General features: G+C 66.6%; 19 protein-coding genes. 7 read left to right on the top strand and 12 right to left on the bottom strand.

All coding sequences use genetic code 11. The features are described from left to right. The first annotated feature begins 102 nt into the window (after positions 1–102). On the top strand, positions 103–2,511 hold the full coding sequence (locus ABKS89_RS02520; RefSeq protein ID WP_348589169.1) for a TonB-dependent siderophore receptor: 2,409 nt from the start codon (positions 103–105) through the stop codon (positions 2,509–2,511). 130 nt (positions 2,512–2,641) lie between these two features. Here the strand turns inward: ABKS89_RS02520 and ABKS89_RS02515 are convergent, their stop codons facing one another. Then, the gene (locus tag ABKS89_RS02515; protein WP_348589170.1) at positions 2,642–3,499 is read right to left on the bottom strand and encodes a protein phosphatase 2C domain-containing protein; all 858 of its coding nucleotides are present in this window, start codon (positions 3,497–3,499) and stop codon (positions 2,642–2,644) included. Positions 3,500–3,580: 81 nt separating this feature from the next. Between ABKS89_RS02515 and ABKS89_RS02510 the strand changes: the two genes are divergently transcribed. After that, a complete protein-coding gene (locus ABKS89_RS02510) occupies positions 3,581–4,546 on the top strand; it encodes a Vgb family protein (RefSeq protein ID WP_348589171.1) in 966 nt (321 codons plus the stop codon). Between the two features lie 31 nt (positions 4,547–4,577). After that, complete coding sequence (locus ABKS89_RS02505) at positions 4,578–5,201, top strand: glutathione S-transferase family protein (RefSeq protein ID WP_348589172.1); 624 nt, start codon at positions 4,578–4,580, stop codon at positions 5,199–5,201. A 293-nt stretch (positions 5,202–5,494) separates the two neighbouring features. On the opposite strand, the gene ABKS89_RS02500 is transcribed toward ABKS89_RS02505, so the two are convergent. The 5 genes from ABKS89_RS02500 to rloA2 all read right to left on the bottom strand — a co-directional run bounded on the left by ABKS89_RS02500 (position 5,495) and on the right by rloA2 (position 10,140). Beyond that, positions 5,495–5,779, bottom strand: a complete 285-nt coding sequence (locus tag ABKS89_RS02500; protein WP_348589173.1) for a hypothetical protein — start codon at positions 5,777–5,779, stop codon at positions 5,495–5,497. Between the two features lie 23 nt (positions 5,780–5,802). Next, complete coding sequence (creD, locus tag ABKS89_RS02495) at positions 5,803–7,245, bottom strand: cell envelope integrity protein CreD (RefSeq protein ID WP_348589174.1); 1,443 nt, start codon at positions 7,243–7,245, stop codon at positions 5,803–5,805. 200 nt (positions 7,246–7,445) lie between these two features. Further along, on the bottom strand, positions 7,446–8,864 hold the full coding sequence (gene creC / locus ABKS89_RS02490; RefSeq protein ID WP_138213059.1) for a two-component system sensor histidine kinase CreC: 1,419 nt from the start codon (positions 8,862–8,864) through the stop codon (positions 7,446–7,448). Then, positions 8,864–9,553 (bottom strand): two-component system response regulator CreB, encoded by a 690-nt coding sequence (gene creB, locus ABKS89_RS02485; RefSeq protein WP_348589175.1) that lies wholly within the window; start codon positions 9,551–9,553, stop codon positions 8,864–8,866. Before creB ends, creC begins: the two co-directional genes overlap by 1 nt. Before the next feature lie 65 nt (positions 9,554–9,618). Continuing rightward, a complete protein-coding gene (gene rloA2 / locus ABKS89_RS02480; protein WP_348589176.1) occupies positions 9,619–10,140 on the bottom strand; it encodes a retropepsin-like aspartic peptidase RloA2 in 522 nt (173 codons plus the stop codon). A 134-nt stretch (positions 10,141–10,274) separates the two neighbouring features. Between rloA2 and yihG the strand changes: the two genes are divergently transcribed. Continuing rightward, on the top strand, positions 10,275–11,159 hold the full coding sequence (gene yihG, locus ABKS89_RS02475; RefSeq protein ID WP_348589177.1) for a 1-acylglycerol-3-phosphate O-acyltransferase, YihG family: 885 nt from the start codon (positions 10,275–10,277) through the stop codon (positions 11,157–11,159). 6 nt (positions 11,160–11,165) lie between these two features. Here yihG and ABKS89_RS02470 read toward each other — a convergent pair whose 3' ends face one another. Together ABKS89_RS02470 and ABKS89_RS02465 are read right to left on the bottom strand one after the other, a co-directional pair. Then, entirely contained in the window at positions 11,166–11,729 is a 564-nt protein-coding gene (locus ABKS89_RS02470) for a DUF2780 domain-containing protein (RefSeq protein WP_348589178.1), read from the bottom strand. Between the two features lie 97 nt (positions 11,730–11,826). Beyond that, positions 11,827–12,369, bottom strand: a complete 543-nt coding sequence (locus ABKS89_RS02465; RefSeq protein WP_138213064.1) for a DUF2780 domain-containing protein — start codon at positions 12,367–12,369, stop codon at positions 11,827–11,829. A gap of 286 nt (positions 12,370–12,655) precedes the next feature. On the opposite strand from ABKS89_RS02465, the gene mdtD reads away from it, so the two are divergent. Further along, positions 12,656–14,092, top strand: a complete 1,437-nt coding sequence (mdtD, locus tag ABKS89_RS02460; protein ID WP_138213065.1) for a multidrug transporter subunit MdtD — start codon at positions 12,656–12,658, stop codon at positions 14,090–14,092. Here the strand turns inward: mdtD and rloA3 are convergent, their stop codons facing one another. Together rloA3 and ABKS89_RS02450 are read right to left on the bottom strand one after the other, a co-directional pair. After that, positions 14,093–14,605, bottom strand: a complete 513-nt coding sequence (rloA3, locus tag ABKS89_RS02455) for a retropepsin-like aspartic peptidase RloA3 (RefSeq protein ID WP_348589179.1) — start codon at positions 14,603–14,605, stop codon at positions 14,093–14,095. Positions 14,606–14,715: 110 nt separating this feature from the next. Further along, a complete protein-coding gene (locus tag ABKS89_RS02450; protein WP_138213067.1) occupies positions 14,716–14,925 on the bottom strand; it encodes a cold-shock protein in 210 nt (69 codons plus the stop codon). A 320-nt stretch (positions 14,926–15,245) separates the two neighbouring features. Here ABKS89_RS02450 and dbpA point away from each other — a divergent pair, with 320 nt between their 5' ends. Beyond that, the gene (dbpA, locus tag ABKS89_RS02445) at positions 15,246–16,622 is read left to right on the top strand and encodes an ATP-dependent RNA helicase DbpA (protein ID WP_348589180.1); all 1,377 of its coding nucleotides are present in this window, start codon (positions 15,246–15,248) and stop codon (positions 16,620–16,622) included. Between the two features lie 170 nt (positions 16,623–16,792). Further along, on the top strand, positions 16,793–18,988 hold the full coding sequence (gene yccS, locus ABKS89_RS02440) for a YccS family putative transporter (protein WP_138213069.1): 2,196 nt from the start codon (positions 16,793–16,795) through the stop codon (positions 18,986–18,988). Positions 18,989–19,017: 29 nt separating this feature from the next. Here the strand turns inward: yccS and ABKS89_RS02435 are convergent, their stop codons facing one another. Together ABKS89_RS02435 and ABKS89_RS02430 are read right to left on the bottom strand one after the other, a co-directional pair. Then, positions 19,018–19,752, bottom strand: coding sequence for a substrate-binding periplasmic protein (locus ABKS89_RS02435; protein WP_348589181.1), 735 nt, complete (start codon positions 19,750–19,752; stop codon positions 19,018–19,020). 62 nt (positions 19,753–19,814) lie between these two features. Then, positions 19,815–20,588, bottom strand: coding sequence for a phosphatase PAP2 family protein (locus tag ABKS89_RS02430; RefSeq protein ID WP_348589182.1), 774 nt, complete (start codon positions 20,586–20,588; stop codon positions 19,815–19,817). Positions 20,589–20,600: the final 12 nt, after the last annotated feature.

Raw genomic sequence — 20,600 nt, 5'->3', positions numbered from 1 at the left:
AGGAGTTCAGCCCTAAAAAAATTTTCACCCAGCCCTATCACTTTTCAAATCTCGTCCGGCAAGGAGGCATCGAGAACCGTTTTCATTCAGGAGTCGTTTTCAATGCGCCGCCCGTTCGAACTGTCGCTCCGCCCCTGCCTGCTGGCCACCGCTATCCTGCTGGCCACCTCTTCGGCCATCGCCGCCGAAGCCGTGCGTGACTACCAGATGCCCGCCGGCCCGCTGGCCAGCACCCTCAACCGCATCGCCGCCGAAGCCGGCCTGTCGCTGAGCCTCGACCCGGCGCTGGCTCAGGGCCGCAGCGCGCACGCCGTGCAGGGTCGCTACGATGCCGCCGGCGCGCTGCGCCAGGCGCTGCAGGGCAGCGGGTTGGAACTGGTGGAAAGCGAATCGGGCAGCTACAGCCTGCGCCCGGTGCCCAGCGACACCCTGTCGATGTCCGCCACCACCATCAGCGGCACCCAGGAAGACCCGGACGGCCCGACCGTGGGCTACCTCGCCACCCGCACCCGCGCCGGCACCAAGACCGACACCCCGCTGCTGGAAGCCCCGCGCTCCATCTCCGTCGCCACCCGCGAGCAGATGCAGGACCGCAACGTGCAGAGCCTGGACGACGCGGTGCGCTACATGCCCGGCGTGATCGCCAGCAGCTACGGCAACGACACCCGCGCCGAGTGGCTGAAGGTGCGCGGCTTCGAGCCGACCCAGTTCCTCGATGGCCTGCCGCTGCCCAAGGGCTCCTACGTGATGCCCAAGCTGGAAACCTGGGACCTGGAGCGCGTCGCCCTGCTGCGCGGCCCGGCCTCCTCGCTGTACGGCCAGACCCCGCCCGGCGGCCTGCTGGACATGACCAGCCGCCGCCCCGAGGCCGAGAGCAGCCATGAAGTGCAGCTGCAGGTCGGCAGCTACGAGCACAAGCAGATTTCCTTCGACAGCACCGGCAAGGTCGACGATGCCGGTAACCTGCTCTACCGCGTCAGCGGTGTGGTGCGCGACAGCAACACCCAGGTCGATCACGTCGACAACAAGCGCTACAACATTGCCCCGAGCCTGACCTGGAACTTCGACGAAGACACCAAGCTGACCTTCCTCTCGCAGTTCAACCGCGACGATACCGGCATCACCAGCCAGTTCCTGCCGCTGCAGGGCACCAAGCTGTCCACCCCGGCGGGCGAGGTGAAGTACCACGAGAACCTCGGTGACCCGGACTGGGAATTCTACGACAAGACCTACTACGCCCTGGGTTACGCGTTCGAGCACCGCATCAACGACGTCTGGCAGTTCCGCCAGAACCTGCGCTACACCAAGAGCGACCTGTCGTTCCAGGGCATCACTGCCGGCGGCACCGCGACCTCGGTGGCCGACGACGGCACCCTCTCCCGCGGCGCCAACGTGGTGGACGAAGACATCAGCCAGTTCGCCATCGACAACAACCTGCAGGCCGACTTCTCCACCGGCCCGCTCAAGCACACCCTGCTGCTGGGCCTGGACCACCAGCGCGCCAACACCAACTACAAGTGGCTGTACGGCGCCGCGCCGACCAGCAACATCAGCAAGCCGATCTACGGCCAGGACTTCAGCAACGTCGTCTACACCGCGTACAACGACTACAACCAGAAGATGCGCGATACCGGCCTGTACGCCCAGGACCAGATCGCCCTCGACAACTGGCGCCTGACCCTCGGCGGTCGCCAGGACTGGGCCCACACCGGTTCGAAGTTCTACAACGCCGATGGCGCTACCGATACCCGCCGCGACAGCAATTTCAGCGGCAACGCGGCGCTCAGCTACGTGTTCGACAACGGCGTGGCGCCCTACGTGTCCTATGCCGAGTCGTTCCAGACAGAAGCCGGTGGCACCAATGGCGCAGCCTTCGAGCCGAGCACCGGCAAGCAGTACGAACTGGGCGTGAAGTACCAGCCGGTGGGCACCGACCTGATGCTCAGCGCCGCCGTCTACGATCTGACGCGCAAGAACATCGTCCTCACCGGCAGCGACTTCATCAGTCGCCCGGTGGGTGAAGCGCAGGTCCGCGGTTTCGAGCTGGAGGCCGTAGGCAACGTCAACGAAAACCTCAAGGTGACCGCTGCCTACACCTACGCCAACAGCAAGATGACCAAGGTCGCCAACCCGCTGGACAAGAACCGTCCGCTGCCGCTCACCCCGGAAAACCAGGCCTCGCTGTGGGCCGACTACACCTGGCATGACGGCCTGCTCGACGGCTTCGGCCTGGGCTTCGGCACCCGCTACGTCGGCGAGACCCACAACATCGCCATCGGCAGCATGGGCTACGTGCGCGACAAATCGGACGGCGACACCGGTTCCTACACCCTCTACGACGCCGCGGTGCACTACGACCTCGGCCGCCTCGACAACAGCCTCAACGGCCTGAACGTCGCGCTGAATGCCAACAACGTATTCGACAAGGAATACATCTCCACCTGCGACGGCTTCTACTGCTACTACGGCGACCGTCGCAACGTGGTCGCCAGCGTCAACTACAAGTTCTGACGCCCACGCAGCGCCACGGGCACTCGTAGGGCGCATGACGCGGCAGCGTTATCCGCCGGCACAACGGCGGATAACCTGTTCCAGGTTATTCGCCCTACGCTCCCGGTGGCCCGTGCAACGCGGGCCCTGCTCAACGCACCACTTCTCCCCAGACAACGCTCGCATCGTCATGGATTTTCAGACGCGGATAGTCCAGCGCCTGGTCATCGGCACTCTCCAACGCGCGCAGTTCATCGATCAGCGCCTCCACGCCACGCTCTGGCAACGCAGCGAACAGCGCATCCAGATCGTAGCGGCGGAAATCCAGCAGCCGGTCGAAGCCATCGGTCACCATCATGAACGCCTTCAGCCCCGCAGGGTCGAGCACCCGGCGTTGCACGTGGGGAATCCAGCGCTCGCTCGGGTCGAGGCACCAGTAGCCTTCCGGCGTGTTGGCCAGCGTACGGTTGCGCCGCACCCATTCGCGGCTGGCCTGCCAGAGTTGCGCATGGCTCCAGTCCGGATTCGCCTCGCGCAGCGCCAGCAGGCGCTGCACCGACTGCCGATCGATCTCTTCCAGCGGCGTGTCACCGAAGCTCTCGACGCGGCCATCGCCCCAGGCCAGGTGGATGCAGGTATCGCAGAGGTTGAGCAGCTCCAGCGAGTCGTCGCCCAGCACCCGCAGCAGGCTCAGGCAAGCGGTGGGCAGGTTGAGATCCAGGCTCACGGCCACGCCGGAGTCACGCTGGAAGTCCGCGGCGATGCCCGCCTGCAGTTGCGCCAGCAACTCGTCGGTTGGCCGATGCGGCTGCTCTTCGAGCAGGCGCTGCAGATGCGCGTTGGCGCTCTGCGCCAGCCAGCGCGCATCGCTCTCGCCGCCCACCAGGCCCTGCCCGAGACTGGTCGCACCATCGAGCACCCAGGCTGCCTGCGCGGTGTAGCCGATGGCATCGTCGTTCACCGGCGAACCCTGGCGGCACGCCGCCCCGCGTACGGAAATCGTCGTCACAAGCCGTTCTCCTTCGTTTCGTCGGCCACACTGACCGGCGTACAGTCTCACCTGAATCCGGACTCTGCCAAGGAGAGCCCCATGCTTCGCGTCCTGTCCCGCCCCCTGAGCGGCCTGCTCCTGACCGGCCTGTTGCTGGCCACCGGCGCCCATGCTGCTGAGGTGAAATACTTCGACCTGCCCAAGGGCTCCGGCCCGCACGACGTGGCACCCACCGAGGACGGCAAGGTCTGGTACACCGCTCAGAAGCTCGGCGCGCTCGGCCGGCTCGATCCGCAGACCGGGCAGACCGAACAGATCAGCCTGGGCAAGGGCTCCAGCCCCCACGGCGTGGTCACCGATGGCAACGGCGACGCCTGGATCACCGACAGCGGCCAGAACGCCATCGTCCACGTGGACGCGCAGCGCCTGGGAGTGGAAGTCATCCCGCTGCCCAAGGAGGCGGCCAACGCCAACCTCAACACTGCGGTATTCGATGACGACGGCGTACTGTGGTTCACCGGGCAGAACGGTTTCTACGGTCGTCTCGACCCGGACAGCCGCGACCTGAAGGTCTGGCCGGCGCCGCGCGGCAAGGGTCCGTACGGCATCGCCGTGGCTCCGGATGGCGGTCTCTGGTACGCCTCCCTGGCGGGCAGCTACATCGGCCAGATCGACGGCATCGAAGGCAGCGCCACCCCCTTCGATGCGCCAAGCAAGGACGGCGGCCCGCGCCGGCTCTGGGCGGACTCCGTGGGGCGACTCTGGGTCAGCCAGTGGAACGCCGGGAGCCTCGCGCGCTTCGACCCCAGCGACAACCAGTGGAAAACCTGGAAGCTGCCGGGCGATCATCCGCAGCCTTATGCGGTCTACGTCGATGCCATGGACCAGGTGTGGCTGAGCGATTTTTCCGCCAATTCACTGCTGCGCTTTGACCCGCAGAGCGAGACATTCACGGCCTTCCCCAGCGACCACGCAAACGCCAACGTCCGCCAGCTGCTTGGCCGTCCCGGCGAGGTGTGGGGCGCCGAATCCGGCACCGATCGCCTGGTGCTGATCCGCGATTGAACCGATGACCGAACCCCAGGAGTTGCTGTCGATGAGTACCCGTCCCGTCCTGTTCCACGCCGCCGCTTCGCCCTTCGTGCGCAAGGTCATGGTCCTGCTGCACGAGACCGGCCAAGTCGACTCTGTGGAGCTGTACGCCGCCGTCCACACGCCCATCGCACCAGACGCCGGCGTGCTGCATGACAACCCCGCCGGCAAGATCCCGGCCCTGCGCCTGGCCGACGGCCAGACCCTACATGACAGCCGGGTGATCCTCGAGTACCTCGACCAGCAGCACGCCGGCGAGCCGCTGATTCCCCGCGAAGGCGCCGCGCGCTGGCGTCGTCTCACCCTCGCCTCGCTGGCCGACGCGGTGCTCGATGCCGCCGTGCTGATCCGCTACGAAACCGCCATGCGCCCGCAGGAAAAACACTGGGACCAGTGGCTGGACAACCAGCAGCTGAAGATCGTCCGCACCCTCGCCTACTTCGACGGCCCGGCGCACGCCGAACTGTCCGGTCGCTTCGACGTCGCCGCCATCGGCGTAGCCTGCGCCCTGGGCTACCTGGACTTCCGCCAGCCGCACTGGAACTGGCGCGCCGACTACCCGCAGCTGGCCCAGTGGTTCGCCGAAGTCAGCCAGCGGCCGTCGATGCAGGCGACGGTGCCGGGCTGACGCTCGCCGCTACAGAGAACAACGCCAGCTCCGGCTAATCGAGCTTTCAGGCGCCGGCCATACTCGCCATCCGGCGCCGCCCAGCCCCCTCTCCCTTTGGGAGAGGGTTGGGGTGAGGGGAAAAGCCCCGCGCCAGAAGCCACAGGGAGCACCCGACCGTCGCACCACCCGACGCTGAAACCGCTCATCCCGCACCGCTCGCCGCTCCAACCCCTGCTCGAACAGCCCGGCGATCCGCTGCGCCAGCCGCCGCCCCACTTCGCGCTCCTCGCGCAGTCCGCTCCACGCACTCATCACTTCTTCCCCAATCGGTAGATCGGCAGCGCCAGCAGCAGGCCGAGTTGCGCCACGCCCATGCACATTTCCAGGAAGGAGCGCACATGGGGATTGTTCACCGCGTCCTCGACACCCGTGAGTTGAGTCCACAGCTCACCCGGCAGCAACAGCGCCAGGTGCGCCATCGGCTTGCCGGTGGCCACCAGCAGGGCGATCCAATCGAAGCGGCCGAGCAGCATCAGCACGGGCAGGCACAGCCCACTGAGCAGAAGGCCGGCGAACAGACACAGGGAAAAACGCATCAGGTTGGGTATCTCCATTCTCCTCAGCGCTGCACGCGCACGTCTTCCAGTGAAAATTCCAGATCATCGCCACGGGGCTTGCCGATGCCGTACCAGTCCAGGTGACGGGTCAGCACCATCACGCCACCGAGCACACCGAACAACAGCAGCGAACCCATCAGCAATGCGTAGTCCTCGGCGCTGAGCAGCGCGTAGAGCATTCCGTAGAGCCCGGCCAGCCCGAGGCTGAACCCGGCTCCGCGCCACAGGCTGCGCAGTACGTGACAGAGGTAGAAGCCGATCAGCCCAACACACGCGCCAGCGGACAGCAGGTACGCCAGCTCGAAGCCGACATGCTCGGAGAGCGACAGCAGCAACAGGTAGAACAGCGCCAGCGCCATGCCCACCAGGGCGTATTGGATCGGGTGCACCGCCAGGCGCTTGAGCACTTCGAAGAGGAAGAAGCCGGCGAAGGTGAGGACGATGAACAGCAGCGCGTACTTCACCGCGCGGTCGGTCTTCAGGTACTGGTCCACCGGGTCCACCAGCGCCACGCCGAAGCGGTGCTGGCCGAACTCGCTGCACTCCGCCGAACTGGCACGGGAGGCATCCGGATCGACCGCTTCGACCGCACGGGCAACATCCGCCTGGGCCGGCGCGGTGCAGGCACGCAGCTGGTCCTCCAGGTTGGTGGCGAAGAAGCTGGTACGCCAGCGGGCGCTGAAGCCCTGGTCGCTGACGCTGCGTTCGGTGGGCAGGAACTCGCCGCCGAAACTGGGGTGCGGCCAGTCCGAGACCAGGTTAACCTGGCTGTCGCGGCCGACCGGGGTGATGTCCAGGCGGCTGCTGCCCAGCAGCGACAGCTCGAAGGCGTAGTCGAAACGCTGCTCGTGATCGCTGGCCTTGAGTGGCAGCAGCGCATGCACGCCGTTGCCGAGGAACTGGCTCTGGGTGCCCGGCTGGAAATCGCGCAGCTCGTCACCAACCTTCAGCTTCGGCGCGTTCTCGATGCCGCGCACATCGCTGATGCCGACCGCCAGCAGCGGGTCGTCGAAACGATAGCTGCCCAGGTCGCTGGTGATGCCGTAGTTAGCCGGCAGGACGAAGCTGCCGCTGACCTGGCTCTCGGCATGGAACAGGCGCGCTTCGTAGATGCCGCGATGGCGCAGCTCGGTGCGCATCTGTCCGTCGAGGCTGAAGACTTCCGGCAGGAAGTACAGCCGCCCACGCACCTCGCGCTCCTGCAGCACGCGCTGCTGGCTCGCCTTGTCCAGGCGCCAGCCACGGATGGTGCGGGTGTAGGGCACGACCACCAGCGGGCCGGTGAGCTGCTGGCTGTAGCTGGCGCTGCGGGCGATGTCCTGCAGGACTTCGTCGCGGTAGTTCTGACGCTCGTCGACGAGGCCGTCGATCATCAGCAGGGGTATCAGCAAGAGGACGATCAACAGCGCGATGGCGCCGAGCTTGATGCCGAGGTGGCGGTTCATCGAGGGCTTCTCCGTAGGTGGACGACGGAGCAAGCCTGGGGCCCGCGCGTGGGGGCGCTCGGGGCGGACTGTGGAGACTGTGTGGGTTTTGTGTGGCGCTGGAGCAACCTGTAGGAGCGGGCCATGCCCGCGATCGCGCCCACGGGGCGCTCCTACAGGACGCGTCGAACTTCCCGACGCGGAAGAGCCTTGCGATTGCTCTACGCGTGCGGCAAAGAAAGGCTCGCGCGCACGCCGCTCTCGACGTTCTCCACGCGCAACTCACCGCCATGCAGCGCCGCCACCTCGGCGACGAAGTTGAGGCCGAGGCCGGTGCTCTTGCGCCCGCTCACCGGGCGCGGAAGCGAGTAGAAACGCTCGGTCAGGCGCGGCAGGGCGAACTCCGGAATGGCTTCGCCCTGGTTGAACAACTCCACGCGCCAGCCCTCGCCGTCAGGCTGCGCATCGAAGCGAATCACGCCACCGGCCGGGGTGAAATCCAGTGCATTGTCCAGCAGGTTGCCCAGCGCCTGGCGCAGCAGGAAACGCTCGCCCACCACGCATGCCTGCTGGGGAATCGTGTTCTCCAGCTGCACGCCCTGCACACGCGCCATGCGCTCATCGATCAACTCATTCGCCAGCTCGTGCAACGCCACCGGCACATGCTCCTCCAGCCCCTGGCGCTGCTCCACCTGGGCGAGGTTCAGCAGACGCTCGATCAGTTGCTGCAGCCGCTCGCTCTCACCGGCGATGTTGCCGACGAAGCGCGCACGCTGCTCGGCAGGCATCTCGCCCTCGAGCAGCTCCGCCGCTCCGCGAATCGCCGCCAGCGGGCTCTTCAGTTCGTGGGTCAGGGTATGCACGTAGCGTTCTACGTAGTCCTTGCCCTCCAATTGCACGCGCATGTGCTCCACCGCACCAGCCAGTTGCGCCATCTCGCCGCCCCGGTATTTCGGCAACTCCGCACGGCGGCCCTCGCTGACTGCCTGGGCGTAGCGGGTCAGGCGATCCAGCGAGCGGCTCAGCCACCAGGACAGCCCCGCGCCCACCAGCAGGCCGAGCACGATCAGCCCGGCGCCGAGCCACGCCAGCCGGCGCTGCGAGCGGTCGATGTAAGGCTGCAGTGTGCGGTTGGGCTTGGAGACCGAGACCACGCCAATGATCTTCTCGCCGTCGCGGATCGGCGCGGCGACGTACATCACCGAGGACTCCGGATCGTCCGCCGATTCGCGGCTGGAGCGCGCACCGTACTCGCCGTTGAGGGTCCGATAGACGTCGTTCCAGCGCGAATAGTCCTGGCCCACCGCCTTGCCGAGGGAGTCGAGCAGGACGACGCCGCGCGCATCGGTGACGTAGATGCGATGGTTCACCGCGGTCTTGTTCACGCCCCAGATGTCGGCCTGCGGGCTGCGCGCGCCATAGGCGCGGAGCATGTCGGGCAGCCGGCTCTGGTCGAGGGTGCCGCTCTTCACGTCGGCCTGGAGAATCTCCGCCAGCAGGTTGGCGGTATCCACCAGCGTCTCTTCGCTGGACTGGCGCACACCGGGGCGGATCTCGTCCATCACCGTGCGCAGGACGAACCAGCCGGTCAGCCCGACGAAGAAGAAGTAGACCAGGAAGATCCGCAGCGACAGGCGCATCAGCTCTTGTCCGGCGCGTAGCTATAACCCAGCCCGCGATGGGTCTGGATCGGTTCGGCGGCGGGGGCAACCTGGCGCAGCTTGGCGCGCAGGCTCTTGATGTGGCTGTCGACGTTGCGCTCGTAGCCGGCGTCGGCAGCGACGCCCAGCGCATCGAGCAACTGCTCGCGGCTGAACACGCGCTCGGGGCGCGCAAGCAGCGTTTGCAGCAGGCGGAATTCATGGCGAGTCAGCGCCAGTGAGTGGCCGTGGTAGCGAATCTGGAAGCGTTCCTCGTCCACCTCGAACGGGCCGTTACCGGCGGGCGCCGTGGTCAGCGCTTCGCGCGGCGCGGTGCGCTTGAGGATGGCCTTCACCCGCGCGGCAACTTCGCGTGGGCTGAAGGGTTTGACCACATAGTCGTCGGCGCCGATCTCCAGGCCCACCACACGATCGATCTCGGCGTTGCGCGCGGTGAGGAAGATCACCGGCACCTCGGAGAAGCGCCGCAGCTGCTTGCAGGCTTCGAAGCCGCTGATGTCGGGCAGGCCGACGTCGAGGATGACCAGGTCGAATGCGTCGCGCTGCAGGCGTTCCAGCGCAAGGCCGGCGAGGTTCAGCCAGGTGGTCTCGAAACCCTCGGCCTGCAGGGCGTAGAGCAGCGTGTCGGCGATGGCGGCTTCATCTTCGACGATGAGGATGTGGGGCATGGGATTCCGATTCCCGGGAAAGTTCCGGAAGGGTCCATCATGCCCCGCGCCGCGTCAATGAAGGATCAGGAGCAGTTCGGCTTGCCGGCGACGAAGCGCTCGCCCGAGTCGACGGCGACGTGAAACTTGCGCAAGCCCTTGGCGCCCATCAGGAACGGGTAGTTGAAGTGGCTGCGGTCGGTGAGGTTGACCTCGATGGTGCGCTGGTCGCCGCCCAGGCACACCGGCAGCTCGATCACCGGGCGCTGGCTGAGGCCGGGGGTGGAAGCTTCCTCGTCCTCGTCGCCGGCACCGTCGGAGCGGTTCTTGATATTCGAGATGCGCGACAGCTTGTGCTCGTACACCGAGTCGCCGCCGTCCTTGGTGGCCAGCTTGAAGCGCACCCAGTCCTCGCCGTCACGCTGGAAGATCTGGATGTCCTTGGCCGACAGCGAGGAGGTGTAGGCACCGGTGTCCATCTTGGCCTGCAGGGTCTGGTTCAGCTCGGGCAGGCTGACCCATTCGTAGCGGCCGTAGAGCTTGGTCTCGGCGGCCAGGGCGAGGCCGGGCAGTGCGATGAGGGTAAGCAGAGCAAGGGCGCGTTTCACGCAAAATCTCCGGGGTGGATTACGTCGCATAGGACTAGCACGGCGGCCATTGGTTCGCCATACCCGCGCAGCTTGGGCGGGAACAATTGTCTGCGTATCATGGCCGCGCCACCGTCGCACAAGGAATGGACCCCATGCCGGCAGTCAAAGGCGTCATCGCCAGCCTCCTGCTGTTGCTCAACACCCTGATCCTGATCGGGCCGATGCTGCTGATCGCGCTGCTCAAGCTGGTCATCCCCGGCCAGGCCGCGAAGGACGCCTGCTCGCGCGGGGTGATGTGGATCGCCGAGACCTGGGCGGAGATCGACAAGGCCATCTTCGCCCTGATGACCCCGACCGTCTGGGACATCCGCGGCGCCGCCCAGTTGCGCGGCGACACCTCCTACCTGGTGATCAGCAACCACCAGTCCTGGGTCGACATTCCGGCGCTGGTGCAGGCCTTCAACCGCAAGACGCCCTACTTCAAGTTCTTCCTGAAGAAGGAGCTGATCTGGGTGCCCTTCCTCGGCCTGGCCTTCTGGGCACTCGACTACCCCTTCATGAAGCGCTACAGCAAGGCCTTCCTGGAGAAGCACCCGGAGCTCAAGGGCAAGGACCTGGAAATCACCAGGGCCGCCTGCGAGAAGTTCAAGCGCATGCCGGTGACCGTGGTGAACTACCTCGAAGGCACGCGCTTCACCCCGGCCAAGCAGGCCCAGCAGCAGTCGCCCTACCAGAACCTGCTGCGCCCCAAGGCCGGCGGCGTGGCCTTCGTGCTGGCCGCGCTGGGTGAGCAGCTCGATACCCTGCTGGACGTCACCCTGGTCTACCCGAAGGGCCCGCGACCGGGCTTCTGGGACCTGCTGTGCGGACGCGTACCGCGGGTCATCGTCGACATCCAGGCGCGCGAGATCGACCCCGCGCTGTGGCAGGGCGACTATGAGAACGATGCACAATTCCGCCAGTACGTGCAGCACTGGGTGTCGCAGCTGTGGGAACAGAAGGATGCGCGCATCGAACAGCTGCGCCAGGAGTTCTGACGCGGCTTACGCGCCCCGCCCGGCGACCGGCGCAGCCGGCGTCAGCGGGGCCGCCGGCGTGCCCCAGAGGCCACCGAGCGTCCCCAGCAGCTGGCTGCTCAGGCCCTGCTCGGTGAAGTAGTCGAGGATCACCCCGGCGAAGCGGCCGATCATCGACTGGTCCATGCCCAGCACGCCGAATATCTGGTCCACGTCCTGCAGGTTGTTGATCCCGCCCAGCAGCGCCGCGGCGTTGCCCAGCCCGCCGAAACCACCCAGCGCACCGCCCAGATCGCCCAGCGAGCTGTTGCCGGCGAGCTGGTCGAGGTTCGGCAGGGATTTCTGCAGTTGCGCCGTGTCGGTGTCCTTCAGGCTGTTCATCGCCAGCCCCAGCAGGGCGCCGGTACCGCCGATGGCCTGCTGCTCGCTGACACCCAGTTGCCTGGTGAGGTTGCCCAGCAGCGCATTGGCGGCCGGCGGCACGCTCTGAGTCTCGGCAACGGGCTCGCTGGTGTCGGTGAAGGTAGCGGCGAACACGGGGGAAGCGGCCAGCCAGGCGGCAGCCAGGAAGACGACGGAACGGGTGGGCATCGACGGCTCCGGAAAACGGATGTCCGGCCCCAGGACGGGGCCGGATCGTCGATAGGACCGGAGCGCGGCGCGGCGGTTCCGCGCCGGCCGGCGGATATCAGGCGCCGGTGCCCCAGAGGCTGCCCAGGGTGCCGAGCAGGTTGCTGTTCAGGCCCTGCTTGCCGAGGTAATCCAGCAGCACGCTGGAGAATTTGCCGGTCATGTCCTGGTCCATGCCCAGCGCGCCGAACGCCTTGCTCACATCGCCCATGCTGCTGACGTTGCCCAGCAGGCCGCTGGAGGCGCCGCCACCCAGGTCGCCGAGTTGGCCGCCAAGGCCGCCCAGGGCATTGCTACCGGTGAGTTTGTCGAGGCCGGGGACGGTCTTCGCCAGCTGCGAATAATCGGCGGTGCTCAGTTTGTTCTTCGCCAGGCCCAGCAGCGCGCCGGTACCGCCGAGCGCCTGTTCGTCACTGACGCCAAGTTGGCCGGTCAGGGCGCCGAGCAGGCCGCTGGTCTGTGGCGTGGAAGCCACCCGCGAGGTGTCGGCGCCGGTCGCGCCGGACACCGCCTTGGCGGCATCGCCCAGGTTGAAGGCAAACGCGGAGGAAGCCGCCAGCAGGGCAGCCAGTGCGAGGGTGACGCGGGGTTTGATGGACATCGCTGTCTCCTGGGGGGTCCGGACGCTATATCGACCGGGAGCCAGGGCCATTGTTCCGCCCTGGGAGGCGCAGCGGAGGAAAAATGCGCCCCGTTCACAGGGTCGTGAATGACCGACGTCGTGAGGCTGCGCCGGGGAACTCCTGGCTTGCCGGCAACGAAAGGCCATTCGTCCAATCACTCCGGCTGGCGACGAGGGAGAATCGTCTCACCGCAACCGCGGCGTTTTTTCCCGCGATCGGCAAAGATTCCCTAAGCTAGAGCCATCCCCGCCCGACGGACCGACCATGAGCGAACCCTTCATCCTCACGCCCCGCGTGGCTCGCCTGCTGCCCTGGCTGGTGGCCATCGCCTTCTTCATGCAGGCCCTGGACGGCACCATCCTCAACACCGCCCTGCCGAGCATGGCTCGCTCGCTGGAAGAGGACCCGCTGCGCATGCAGGGCGTGGTGATCGCCTACCTGCTCACCGTGGCGCTGCTGATCCCCTCCTCCGGCTGGATTTCCGACCGCTTCGGCACGCGCCGGGTGTTCCTCTTCGCGATCTTCCTGTTCAGCCTCGGCTCGCTGCTCTGCGCGCTCTCGCCCAGCCTCGGCGCCCTGGTCGGCGCCCGCGTGGTGCAGGGTATCGGCGGTGCGCTGATGATGCCGGTGGGGCGCCTGGTGATCCTGCGCGTATACCCACGCACGGAGCTGGTGCGCATCCTCAGTTTCGTCACCATTCCCGGCCTGCTCGGTCCGCTGGCTGGCCCGACCCTGGGCGGCTGGCTGGTGGAGTACGCCAGCTGGCACTGGATCTTCCTGATCAACCTGCCGGTGGGATTGGTCGGCTTCATCGTCGCCCTGCGTCTGATGCCGGACCTGCACGGCGTGCGCGCAACGCGCTTCGACTCGATTGGCTTCCTGCTGTTCGGCGGCGCCATGGTGCTGATCACCATCGCCCTGGAGGGCCTGGGCGAACTGCACATGCCCCACGTACGCGTGGTCCTGCTGCTGGTGGGCGGGCTGGTGCTGCTGGCGGCGTACTGGCTGCGCGCACTGCGTATCGAAGCGCCATTGTTCCCGCCCTCGCTGTTCGCCACGCGAACCTTCGCCGTAGGCGTCCTGGGCAACCTGTTCGCGCGACTGGGCAGCGGCTCCCTGCCCTTCCTCACGCCGCTGCTGCTGCAGATCGGCCTGGGCTTCTCGCCGTCACGGGCGGGTATGACCATGATCCCGATGGCGCTGGCGGCCATGGTGATCAAGTCGCTGGCGCGACCGCTGCTGGACCTGTTCGGTTACCGCAAGCTGCTGGTCGGCAACACGTTGTTGCTGGGCGCGATGATCGCCAGCCTCGGCCTGGTGGACCAGAACACTCCCTATGCACTGCTGCTGGTGCAACTGGCGGTACTGGGCGGGATCAACTCGCTGCAGTTCACCGCGATGAACACCCTGTCCCTGATCGACCTGCGCGACGACAACGCCAGCGCCGGCAACAGCCTACTCTCGGTGGTCATGCAGTTGTCCATCGGCATGGGCATCGCCTGCGCGGCGGCGCTGCTGGGCGGCTTCAACGGCGATCAGGAAAGTGCGCAGGGCGACGTGCTGTCAGCCTTCCACGCGACCTACTTCAGCGTCGGCATTCTCTCGATGCTGGCGGCGGCGATCTTCTTCCAGCTCAACTCCGACGACGGCCGCACCACGCCACGCCGGGTCGAGCCGGAGCATGGCGTCGACGAGCACTGATCAGGGCTTGCAGGTGGGCGCGACGGTCTGGGTCTTCGAGGCGTCCACCGCGCCCAGGTGCTCCAGGGTGCGACGGCCGAGCAGTACCGGGTAATCCAGGGTCTGGCGATCGCGCAGGGTGAACTGCTCGCGGTAGACCTTGCCGCCCAGGCACACGTCCATCAGCACCACCGGGCTGCGCTCGACGCCGCTCTCGTTCTTGAACTTGAGCACGCGCTCGACGCGCCGCTCGAAGGGCAGGCGCTCTTCCTTGCCGGTGGCCGGATCGGTGAGCATCACGTCGTACTGCACCCAGCGTTCACCGTTCTTCTTGATCCGGACGATGTTGCGCGCGTCCATCACCGAGGTCTGCGCGCCGGTGTCCAGCTTGGCCTTGAGCGGCGCCTGCTCGGGCATCAGCATGAGCGTTTCCACCCAGCCCCAGGTCGTGGGCTGTGCGGGCGCGTCAGCGGCAAGGGCACTGCCCGAGAAGAGCAGGCCGGCGAGCAGCAGGCGGAAGGCGGGCGATGGCATGGATGGCGGCTCCGGTAAATCGATGGCGACACTATAGGCAATCAGAACATAGGCAATAAAAAACCCCGGATGTTTCCACCCGGGGTTTCTTGGCTGACGCCAGGAAGCGCTTAGGCTACCTGTACGCGCTCGGCCTGCATGCCTTTCTGGCCCTGCACGACTTCGAAGGTGACCTTCTGGCCTTCGGCCAGGGTCTTGAAGCCGGTACCTTCAATGGCGCGGAAGTGTACGAACACGTCCGGGCCGCTTTCCGGGGTAATGAAGCCGTAGCCTTTGGTCTCGTTGAACCACTTGACGGTGCCGTTCTGACGATTCGACATGGTGTTCTCCTTGGAACGTATTTTTGAAATTAGCCACGAATGGCCAGGAACTGAGTTGCAAGGAGTTACAAGGAGTCGAGCAGGACGGGGTGGAATAACCGACCGCATCAGGTCACGATCGACGGCGACCCATGCAAACACAGTGCGGAAACTCTACGACAAAAATCTGCGGAAAGCGAATCTCTTGGAAAAACCCGATCCAGGCGCTTCGGGTAATTCGGACGAGCGGCCGCAAAGCCTTGCCATACCAGCTTCTCAGCCCTGCCGGGGGTGCTCTCCTGCTACACTGCGCGGCCAATGGATTCACCCGGGCTCCCTTCGTGACCACCTCTGCATTTTCCAGCCTCGCGCTGTCGGCCGACCTGCTGGCCAACCTCGACTCTCTCGGCTATCGCGAGATGACGCCGATCCAGGCCGCTGCCCTGCCGGCGATCCTCAAGGGGCGCGACCTGATCGCCCAGGCCAAGACCGGCAGCGGCAAGACCGCCGCCTTCGGCATCGGCCTGCTCAGCCCGCTGAATCCGCGCTACTTCGGCTGCCAGGCGCTGGTGCTGTGCCCGACTCGCGAGCTGGCCGATCAGGTGGCCAAGGAGATTCGCCGCCTGGCCCGCGCCGCCGACAACATCAAGGTACTGACCCTTTGCGGCGGCACGCCTTTCGGCCCGCAGATCGGCTCGCTGGAGCACGGCGCCCACGTGGTGGTCGGCACGCCCGGTCGCATCCAGGAACACCTGCGCCGCGGCACCCTGAAGCTCGATGGCCTGAACACCCTGGTGCTCGACGAAGCCGACCGCATGCTCGACATGGGCTTCTACGACAGCATCGCCGACATCATCGGCCAGGCGCCGGCGCGCCGGCAGACGCTGCTGTTCTCCGCCACCTATCCCGACGGCATCGGCCAGCTGGCGGCGAAATTCCTGAAGAACCCCGAGCGCGTGGAAGTGGAAGCGCTGCACGATGACAGCCAGATCGAGCAGCACTTCTACGAGATCGATCCCAAGCAGCGTCTCGATGCCGTCGTCCGCCTGCTTCAGCATTTCCGCCCGCAATCCTGCGTCGCCTTCTGCCATACCCGCCAGCAGTGCATGGAAGTCGTCGAGCAACTCAACGCCCGCAAGATTTCCGCACTCGCGCTGCACGGTGATCTGGAACAGCGCGAGCGCGACCAGGTGCTGACCATGTTCGCCAACCGCAGCTGCAGCGTGCTGGTGGCCACCGACGTGGCCGCGCGCGGTCTGGACATCGCCGCGCTGGAAGCGGTGATCAACGTCGAACTGTCGCGCGATGCACAGATCCACATTCACCGGATCGGCCGCAGCGGTCGTGCTGGCGAAAAGGGCCTGGCGCTATCGCTGGTCACCCCCGCCGAAGCCAACCGCGCGCAGGCCATCGAAGACCTGCAGGGCGCGCCGCTGAACTGGGAGCGCATCGACTTCCTCAAGGCCAACGACACCCCGCTGCTGCCGCCGATGACCACCCTGGCCATCGCCGGCGGGCGCAAGGACAAGCTGCGCCCCGGCGACATCCTTGGTGCGCTGACCGGCGACGCCGGGCTCAAGGGCACCCAGGTCGGCAAGATCGCCATCTTCGACTTCCAGGCCTTCGTCGCCGTGGAACGCGACATCGCCAAGCAGGCGCTGAAGCACTTCAACGAAGGCAAGATCAAGGGCCGCTCGTTCAAGGCGCGCATCCTCTGACGACAATCCCCCTGCACAGGAGCGGCGCGCATGGCACGCTCCTGCAGGGAGCTGCGGTGCGGGCTCCCGCACTCGACGCCACCAACACCAAGGTCTGTCGCGCTCGCGATAGCAGCGTGGCAGGCGATCCGCTAGTCTGAGCGGCAGACACCCGGAAGTCCCGCACGCGCATGCTCTCCTCCCCACTGCTCCAGTCTCTGCGGCGCCTCTGGGCGCTGGACAAGTTCGCCTACAGCCTGCGAGTGTTCGTCGCCCTCAGCGGGGTCATGCTCGCGTGCTGGCTGCAGGGTCGGCCGGAACTGGTGATCCCGCTGTTCCTCGGGGTCATCGCCAGCGCCCTGGCGGAAACCGACGACCATTGGCTGGGCCGCCTGCAGGCGCTGCTGGTGACCCTGGCGTGCTTCACCATCGCCGCGCTGGCCGTGGAGTTGCTGTTCCCTTACCCGCCCCTGTTCATTGCCGGCCTCGCGCTCTCGACCTTCGCCATGACCCTGCTCGGCGCCCTCGGCGAGCGATATGCGGCAATTGCCTCGGCGACCCTGATCCTGTCGATCTACACCATGATCGGCGTCGACCAGCGCGGCGGCACACCCACCGACTTCTGGCGCGAACCATTGCTGCTGGTGGCCGGTGCCGGCTGGTACGGGCTGCTCTCGGTGCTGTGGAACGCGCTGTTCGCCAACCAGCCGGTGCAGCAGAGCCTGGCGAAGCTGTTCCTCGAGCTGGGCGAGTACCTGAAGATCAAGTCGACGCTGCTGGAGCCGCTGCGCCAGCTCGACGTTGAAGCCCAGCGCCTGGCGCTGGCGCGGCAGAACGGGCGGGTCGTGGTGGCGCTCAACCAGGCCAAGGAAACCATCCTCGCGCGCCTGTCCCACGGCAGGCCGAGCCCGAAGATCAGCCGTTACCTGAAGCTCTACTTCATCGCCCAGGACGTCCACGAGCGCGCCAGCTCCTCGCACTACCCGTACAACCAGCTGGCCGAAGCCTTCTTCCACAGCGACGTGCTGTTCCGCTGCCAGCGCCTGCTCAACCAGCAGGGCAAGGCGTGCAAGGCGCTGGCAAAGGCGATCCAACTGCGCCATCCGTTCGACTACAACGACAGCGAACTGGCCCTGGCCGACCTCAACGCCTCGCTGGAGTACCTGCGCCAGCAGGGCAACCCGGCCTGGCGCGGGCTGCTGCGCTCCCTCGGCGCGCTGGCGGCCAACCTCACCACCCTGGACCGCAAGCTCAGCGGCGCGAGCAACCCCGACATGCTCGACGACGAGCAGGACAGCACGTTGCTGGACCGCTCGCCACGCTCATTCAAGGACGCGCTGGAGCGCATCCGCCTGCAGGTCTCGCCGACCTCGCTGCTGTTCCGCCACGCCCTGCGCCTGTCGCTGGCACTGGCCGCCGGCTACGGCATGCTGCACCTGATCCACCCGACCCAGGGCTACTGGATCATGCTCACCACGGTGTTCGTCTGCCAGCCGAACTACGGCGCCACGCGCATCCGCATGGTGCAGCGGATTCTCGGCACGCTGGTCGGCCTGGTGGCCGGCTGGGCACTGATCGACCTGTTCCCCAACCCACTGATCCAGTCGCTGCTGGCGGTGGTTGCCGGGGTCGCCTTCTTCGCCACGCGGAGCACTCGCTACACGCTGGCAACGGCGGCGATCACCCTGCTGGTGCTGTTCTGCTTCAACCAGGTGGGCGACGGCTACGGGCTGATCCTGCCGCGCCTGTTCGATACCCTGCTCGGCGCGCTGATCGCCGGCATCGCGGTGTTCCTGGTCCTGCCCGACTGGCACGGGCGCAGCCTGCACCGCCTGGTCGGCGGCACCCTGGCCTGCAACAGCCGCTACCTGCGGGAAATCATGCAGCAGTACGCCAACGGCAAGCGCGACGACCTCGCCTACCGCACCGCCCGGCGCAACGCGCACAACGCCGACGCGACGCTCTCCACCACGCTGTCGAACATGCTGCTGGAGCCCGGCCACTTCCGTAAGGACGCAGAGATCGGCTTCCGCTTCCTGGTGCTGTCGCACACCCTGCTCAGCTACCTCTCCGCCCTCGGCGCGCACCGCAACCAGCTGCCGCCGGATGTTAACGACGACCTCATCGCCGAGGCCGCCGAACGCCTGACCAGCAGCCTCGACGACATCGCTGCGCGGCTCAACGAGCGACGCGCGGTGGCTATTTACAGCGACGAGGAAGACGCGCTGGCCAAGCGCCTGGAAGAGCTGCCCGAGGAACAGGACGACGCCCACCGGCTGGTGCAGACCCAGCTGGCACTCATTTGCCGACAGCTCACGCCGCTGCGCACCCTGGCGGCGCACCTGCTGAAGAAGGACCTCGGCGCGGAACAGATCGAAGCCGCCTGAGGCGCTCCGGCAAGGGAACACAGCGACCGCTAAAGCCCATGCTCGCGCATCAGCTCGTCGTAGCTACCGTCCTCGTGCATCTCGCGGATCGCCTTGTTGAACGCCGCAATGATCGCCGCGTGGTCGGGCACATGCCGGCCGACCAGAATGTGCAGGCCATTCTCGGTCAGCGGCACCGGCAGGAATTCCAGCTGGCCCTTGAGGTCGGCAAGGTCGCCATTGAAGTGCACCCGCGCGGTGATCTCGTCTTCCAGCGTCAGGTCCACCCGCCCGGCCTGCAGCATCAGCGCCGCGTTGACGAAGCTGAACACCGGCACCCGCTGCAGTTTCGGATCGTTGTTGAACGCCTCGGAATAGGCATACCCGCGCACCATGGCGATGCGGTACGGGTAGAGATCGGCCAGCCTGGCGAAGGTGATGGGCGAGCCCTGGCGCTTGATCAGGCGCACGCGGTTGACCAGGTAGGGCTCGGAGTACACGGCGAAGGCTTCCCGCTCCGGCGAATACCAGGCATCCGCCACCAGGTCGTACTCGCCATTCGCCACGCCGTGCAGCACGCGCGGCCAGGGCACTTCGATGTACTCACTGGCGTAACCGGCGCGCTTGAGCGCCGCCTGCACCAGGTGCACCGCCACGCCGTTGCCGGGCAACTGGCGGTCCGCGTAGGGCGGCCAGCGGTCCGCGGCGATGCGCAGCACTTCCCCGGCCCGCGCCGCGCTGGTAACGCACAGGAACAAGAGAATCAGCAGCAGGCGCAACGGCATCGGGGTTGTCGTCCAGAGAGAAGCTTTCAAGACTAGACGCTGCCCACGGCGTCGCGCCAACCTCAGAACAGCATCGCCGCGCGCAGGCTCATCCCGCCGCCGGTTTCCGGCACCACGGTCACGTTGTAGCGCTCGCTTTCCGGGCCTTCGAGGAACAGGTTGTAGGTGAAGTTGGCGAAGAAGTTGCCCACCGCCATCCCCACCAGCACATCGGTGGGATAGTGCTTGTCACCTTCCACGCGCGACAGCGCGGTCAGCCCGTCGAGGGTGTAGAGCCCGGCCTTGGCGGTGTAGCGCCAGGTCGGGTCCATGTCGATGTAGTCCAGGTTGCGACGGGTGAAACTGGTGTGTACAGCCGTCACGGCAGTGTGCTTGGACGGGAAGGAGTCATCGGGAATCCCGTCCGGCCGCTCGCGCCCGGACCATTCCTTGGCTTCCTCGACGAAGCCGGTCACTGCGTAGCGATCCGCCGCCAGCAGCGTCAGGTTGCGCCCGCGCCAGCTCCACTTCTCCTCGCTGCTCACGTCCTTGGGCGAAGCCACCAGAGCGGTGACCACGCTCAGGCCGGTGGCGAGGTTGAGCATGCGGTCTGCCGCCTGGTTGGCGTCGCCGCCGAAGAACCAGTCGTGGTTGCTCGCCGACTTCTGCCACTTGTGGTCCCAGCCGCCCGCGGCAATCACCGCCGCACCGGCCACCGGGGCCCAGACGTCGGCGCTGGTAACGGCGCGCTGCGCGGAATCCCCCACCCGGTCCCAGCTCATTTGCGGTGCCCCTGCGCAACCGATGAGCGCGGCGCTGGCCGCCAGCGTGGCGACTGCCAGCAAAGTCCGATTCATGATGTTCCCCCA

It is taken from the genome of Pseudomonas sp. LABIM340 (assembly GCF_040017195.2).
Classification (GTDB): Bacteria; Pseudomonadota; Gammaproteobacteria; order Pseudomonadales; family Pseudomonadaceae; genus Pseudomonas.
The sequence above is the reverse complement of the archived record's forward strand: the minus strand, read 5'-3'. Positions and strand labels throughout refer to the sequence as shown.

Excerpts from the sequence above, each read along its gene's own strand:
- ABKS89_RS02505 (WP_348589172.1), top strand. The coding sequence starts at position 4,578 with ATGAGTACCCGTCCCGTCCTGTTCCACGCCGCCGCTTCGCCCTTCGTG.
- yihG (WP_348589177.1), top strand. The coding sequence starts at position 10,275 with ATGCCGGCAGTCAAAGGCGTCATCGCCAGCCTCCTGCTGTTGCTCAAC.
- ABKS89_RS02430 (WP_348589182.1), bottom strand. The coding sequence starts at position 20,588 with ATGAATCGGACTTTGCTGGCAGTCGCCACGCTGGCGGCCAGCGCCGCG.
- ABKS89_RS02500 (WP_348589173.1), bottom strand. The coding sequence starts at position 5,779 with ATGCGTTTTTCCCTGTGTCTGTTCGCCGGCCTTCTGCTCAGTGGGCTG.
- creC (WP_138213059.1), bottom strand. The coding sequence starts at position 8,864 with ATGCGCCTGTCGCTGCGGATCTTCCTGGTCTACTTCTTCTTCGTCGGG.
- ABKS89_RS02465 (WP_138213064.1), bottom strand. The coding sequence starts at position 12,369 with ATGTCCATCAAACCCCGCGTCACCCTCGCACTGGCTGCCCTGCTGGCG.
- ABKS89_RS02435 (WP_348589181.1), bottom strand. The coding sequence starts at position 19,752 with ATGCCGTTGCGCCTGCTGCTGATTCTCTTGTTCCTGTGCGTTACCAGC.
- mdtD (WP_138213065.1), top strand. The coding sequence starts at position 12,656 with ATGAGCGAACCCTTCATCCTCACGCCCCGCGTGGCTCGCCTGCTGCCC.
- ABKS89_RS02520 (WP_348589169.1), top strand. The coding sequence starts at position 103 with ATGCGCCGCCCGTTCGAACTGTCGCTCCGCCCCTGCCTGCTGGCCACC.
- ABKS89_RS02450 (WP_138213067.1), bottom strand. The coding sequence starts at position 14,925 with ATGTCGAATCGTCAGAACGGCACCGTCAAGTGGTTCAACGAGACCAAA.
- ABKS89_RS02510 (WP_348589171.1), top strand. The coding sequence starts at position 3,581 with ATGCTTCGCGTCCTGTCCCGCCCCCTGAGCGGCCTGCTCCTGACCGGC.
- creD (WP_348589174.1), bottom strand. The coding sequence starts at position 7,245 with ATGAACCGCCACCTCGGCATCAAGCTCGGCGCCATCGCGCTGTTGATC.
- ABKS89_RS02470 (WP_348589178.1), bottom strand. The coding sequence starts at position 11,729 with ATGCCCACCCGTTCCGTCGTCTTCCTGGCTGCCGCCTGGCTGGCCGCT.
- yccS (WP_138213069.1), top strand. The coding sequence starts at position 16,793 with ATGCTCTCCTCCCCACTGCTCCAGTCTCTGCGGCGCCTCTGGGCGCTG.
- creB (WP_348589175.1), bottom strand. The coding sequence starts at position 9,553 with ATGCCCCACATCCTCATCGTCGAAGATGAAGCCGCCATCGCCGACACG.
- rloA3 (WP_348589179.1), bottom strand. The coding sequence starts at position 14,605 with ATGCCATCGCCCGCCTTCCGCCTGCTGCTCGCCGGCCTGCTCTTCTCG.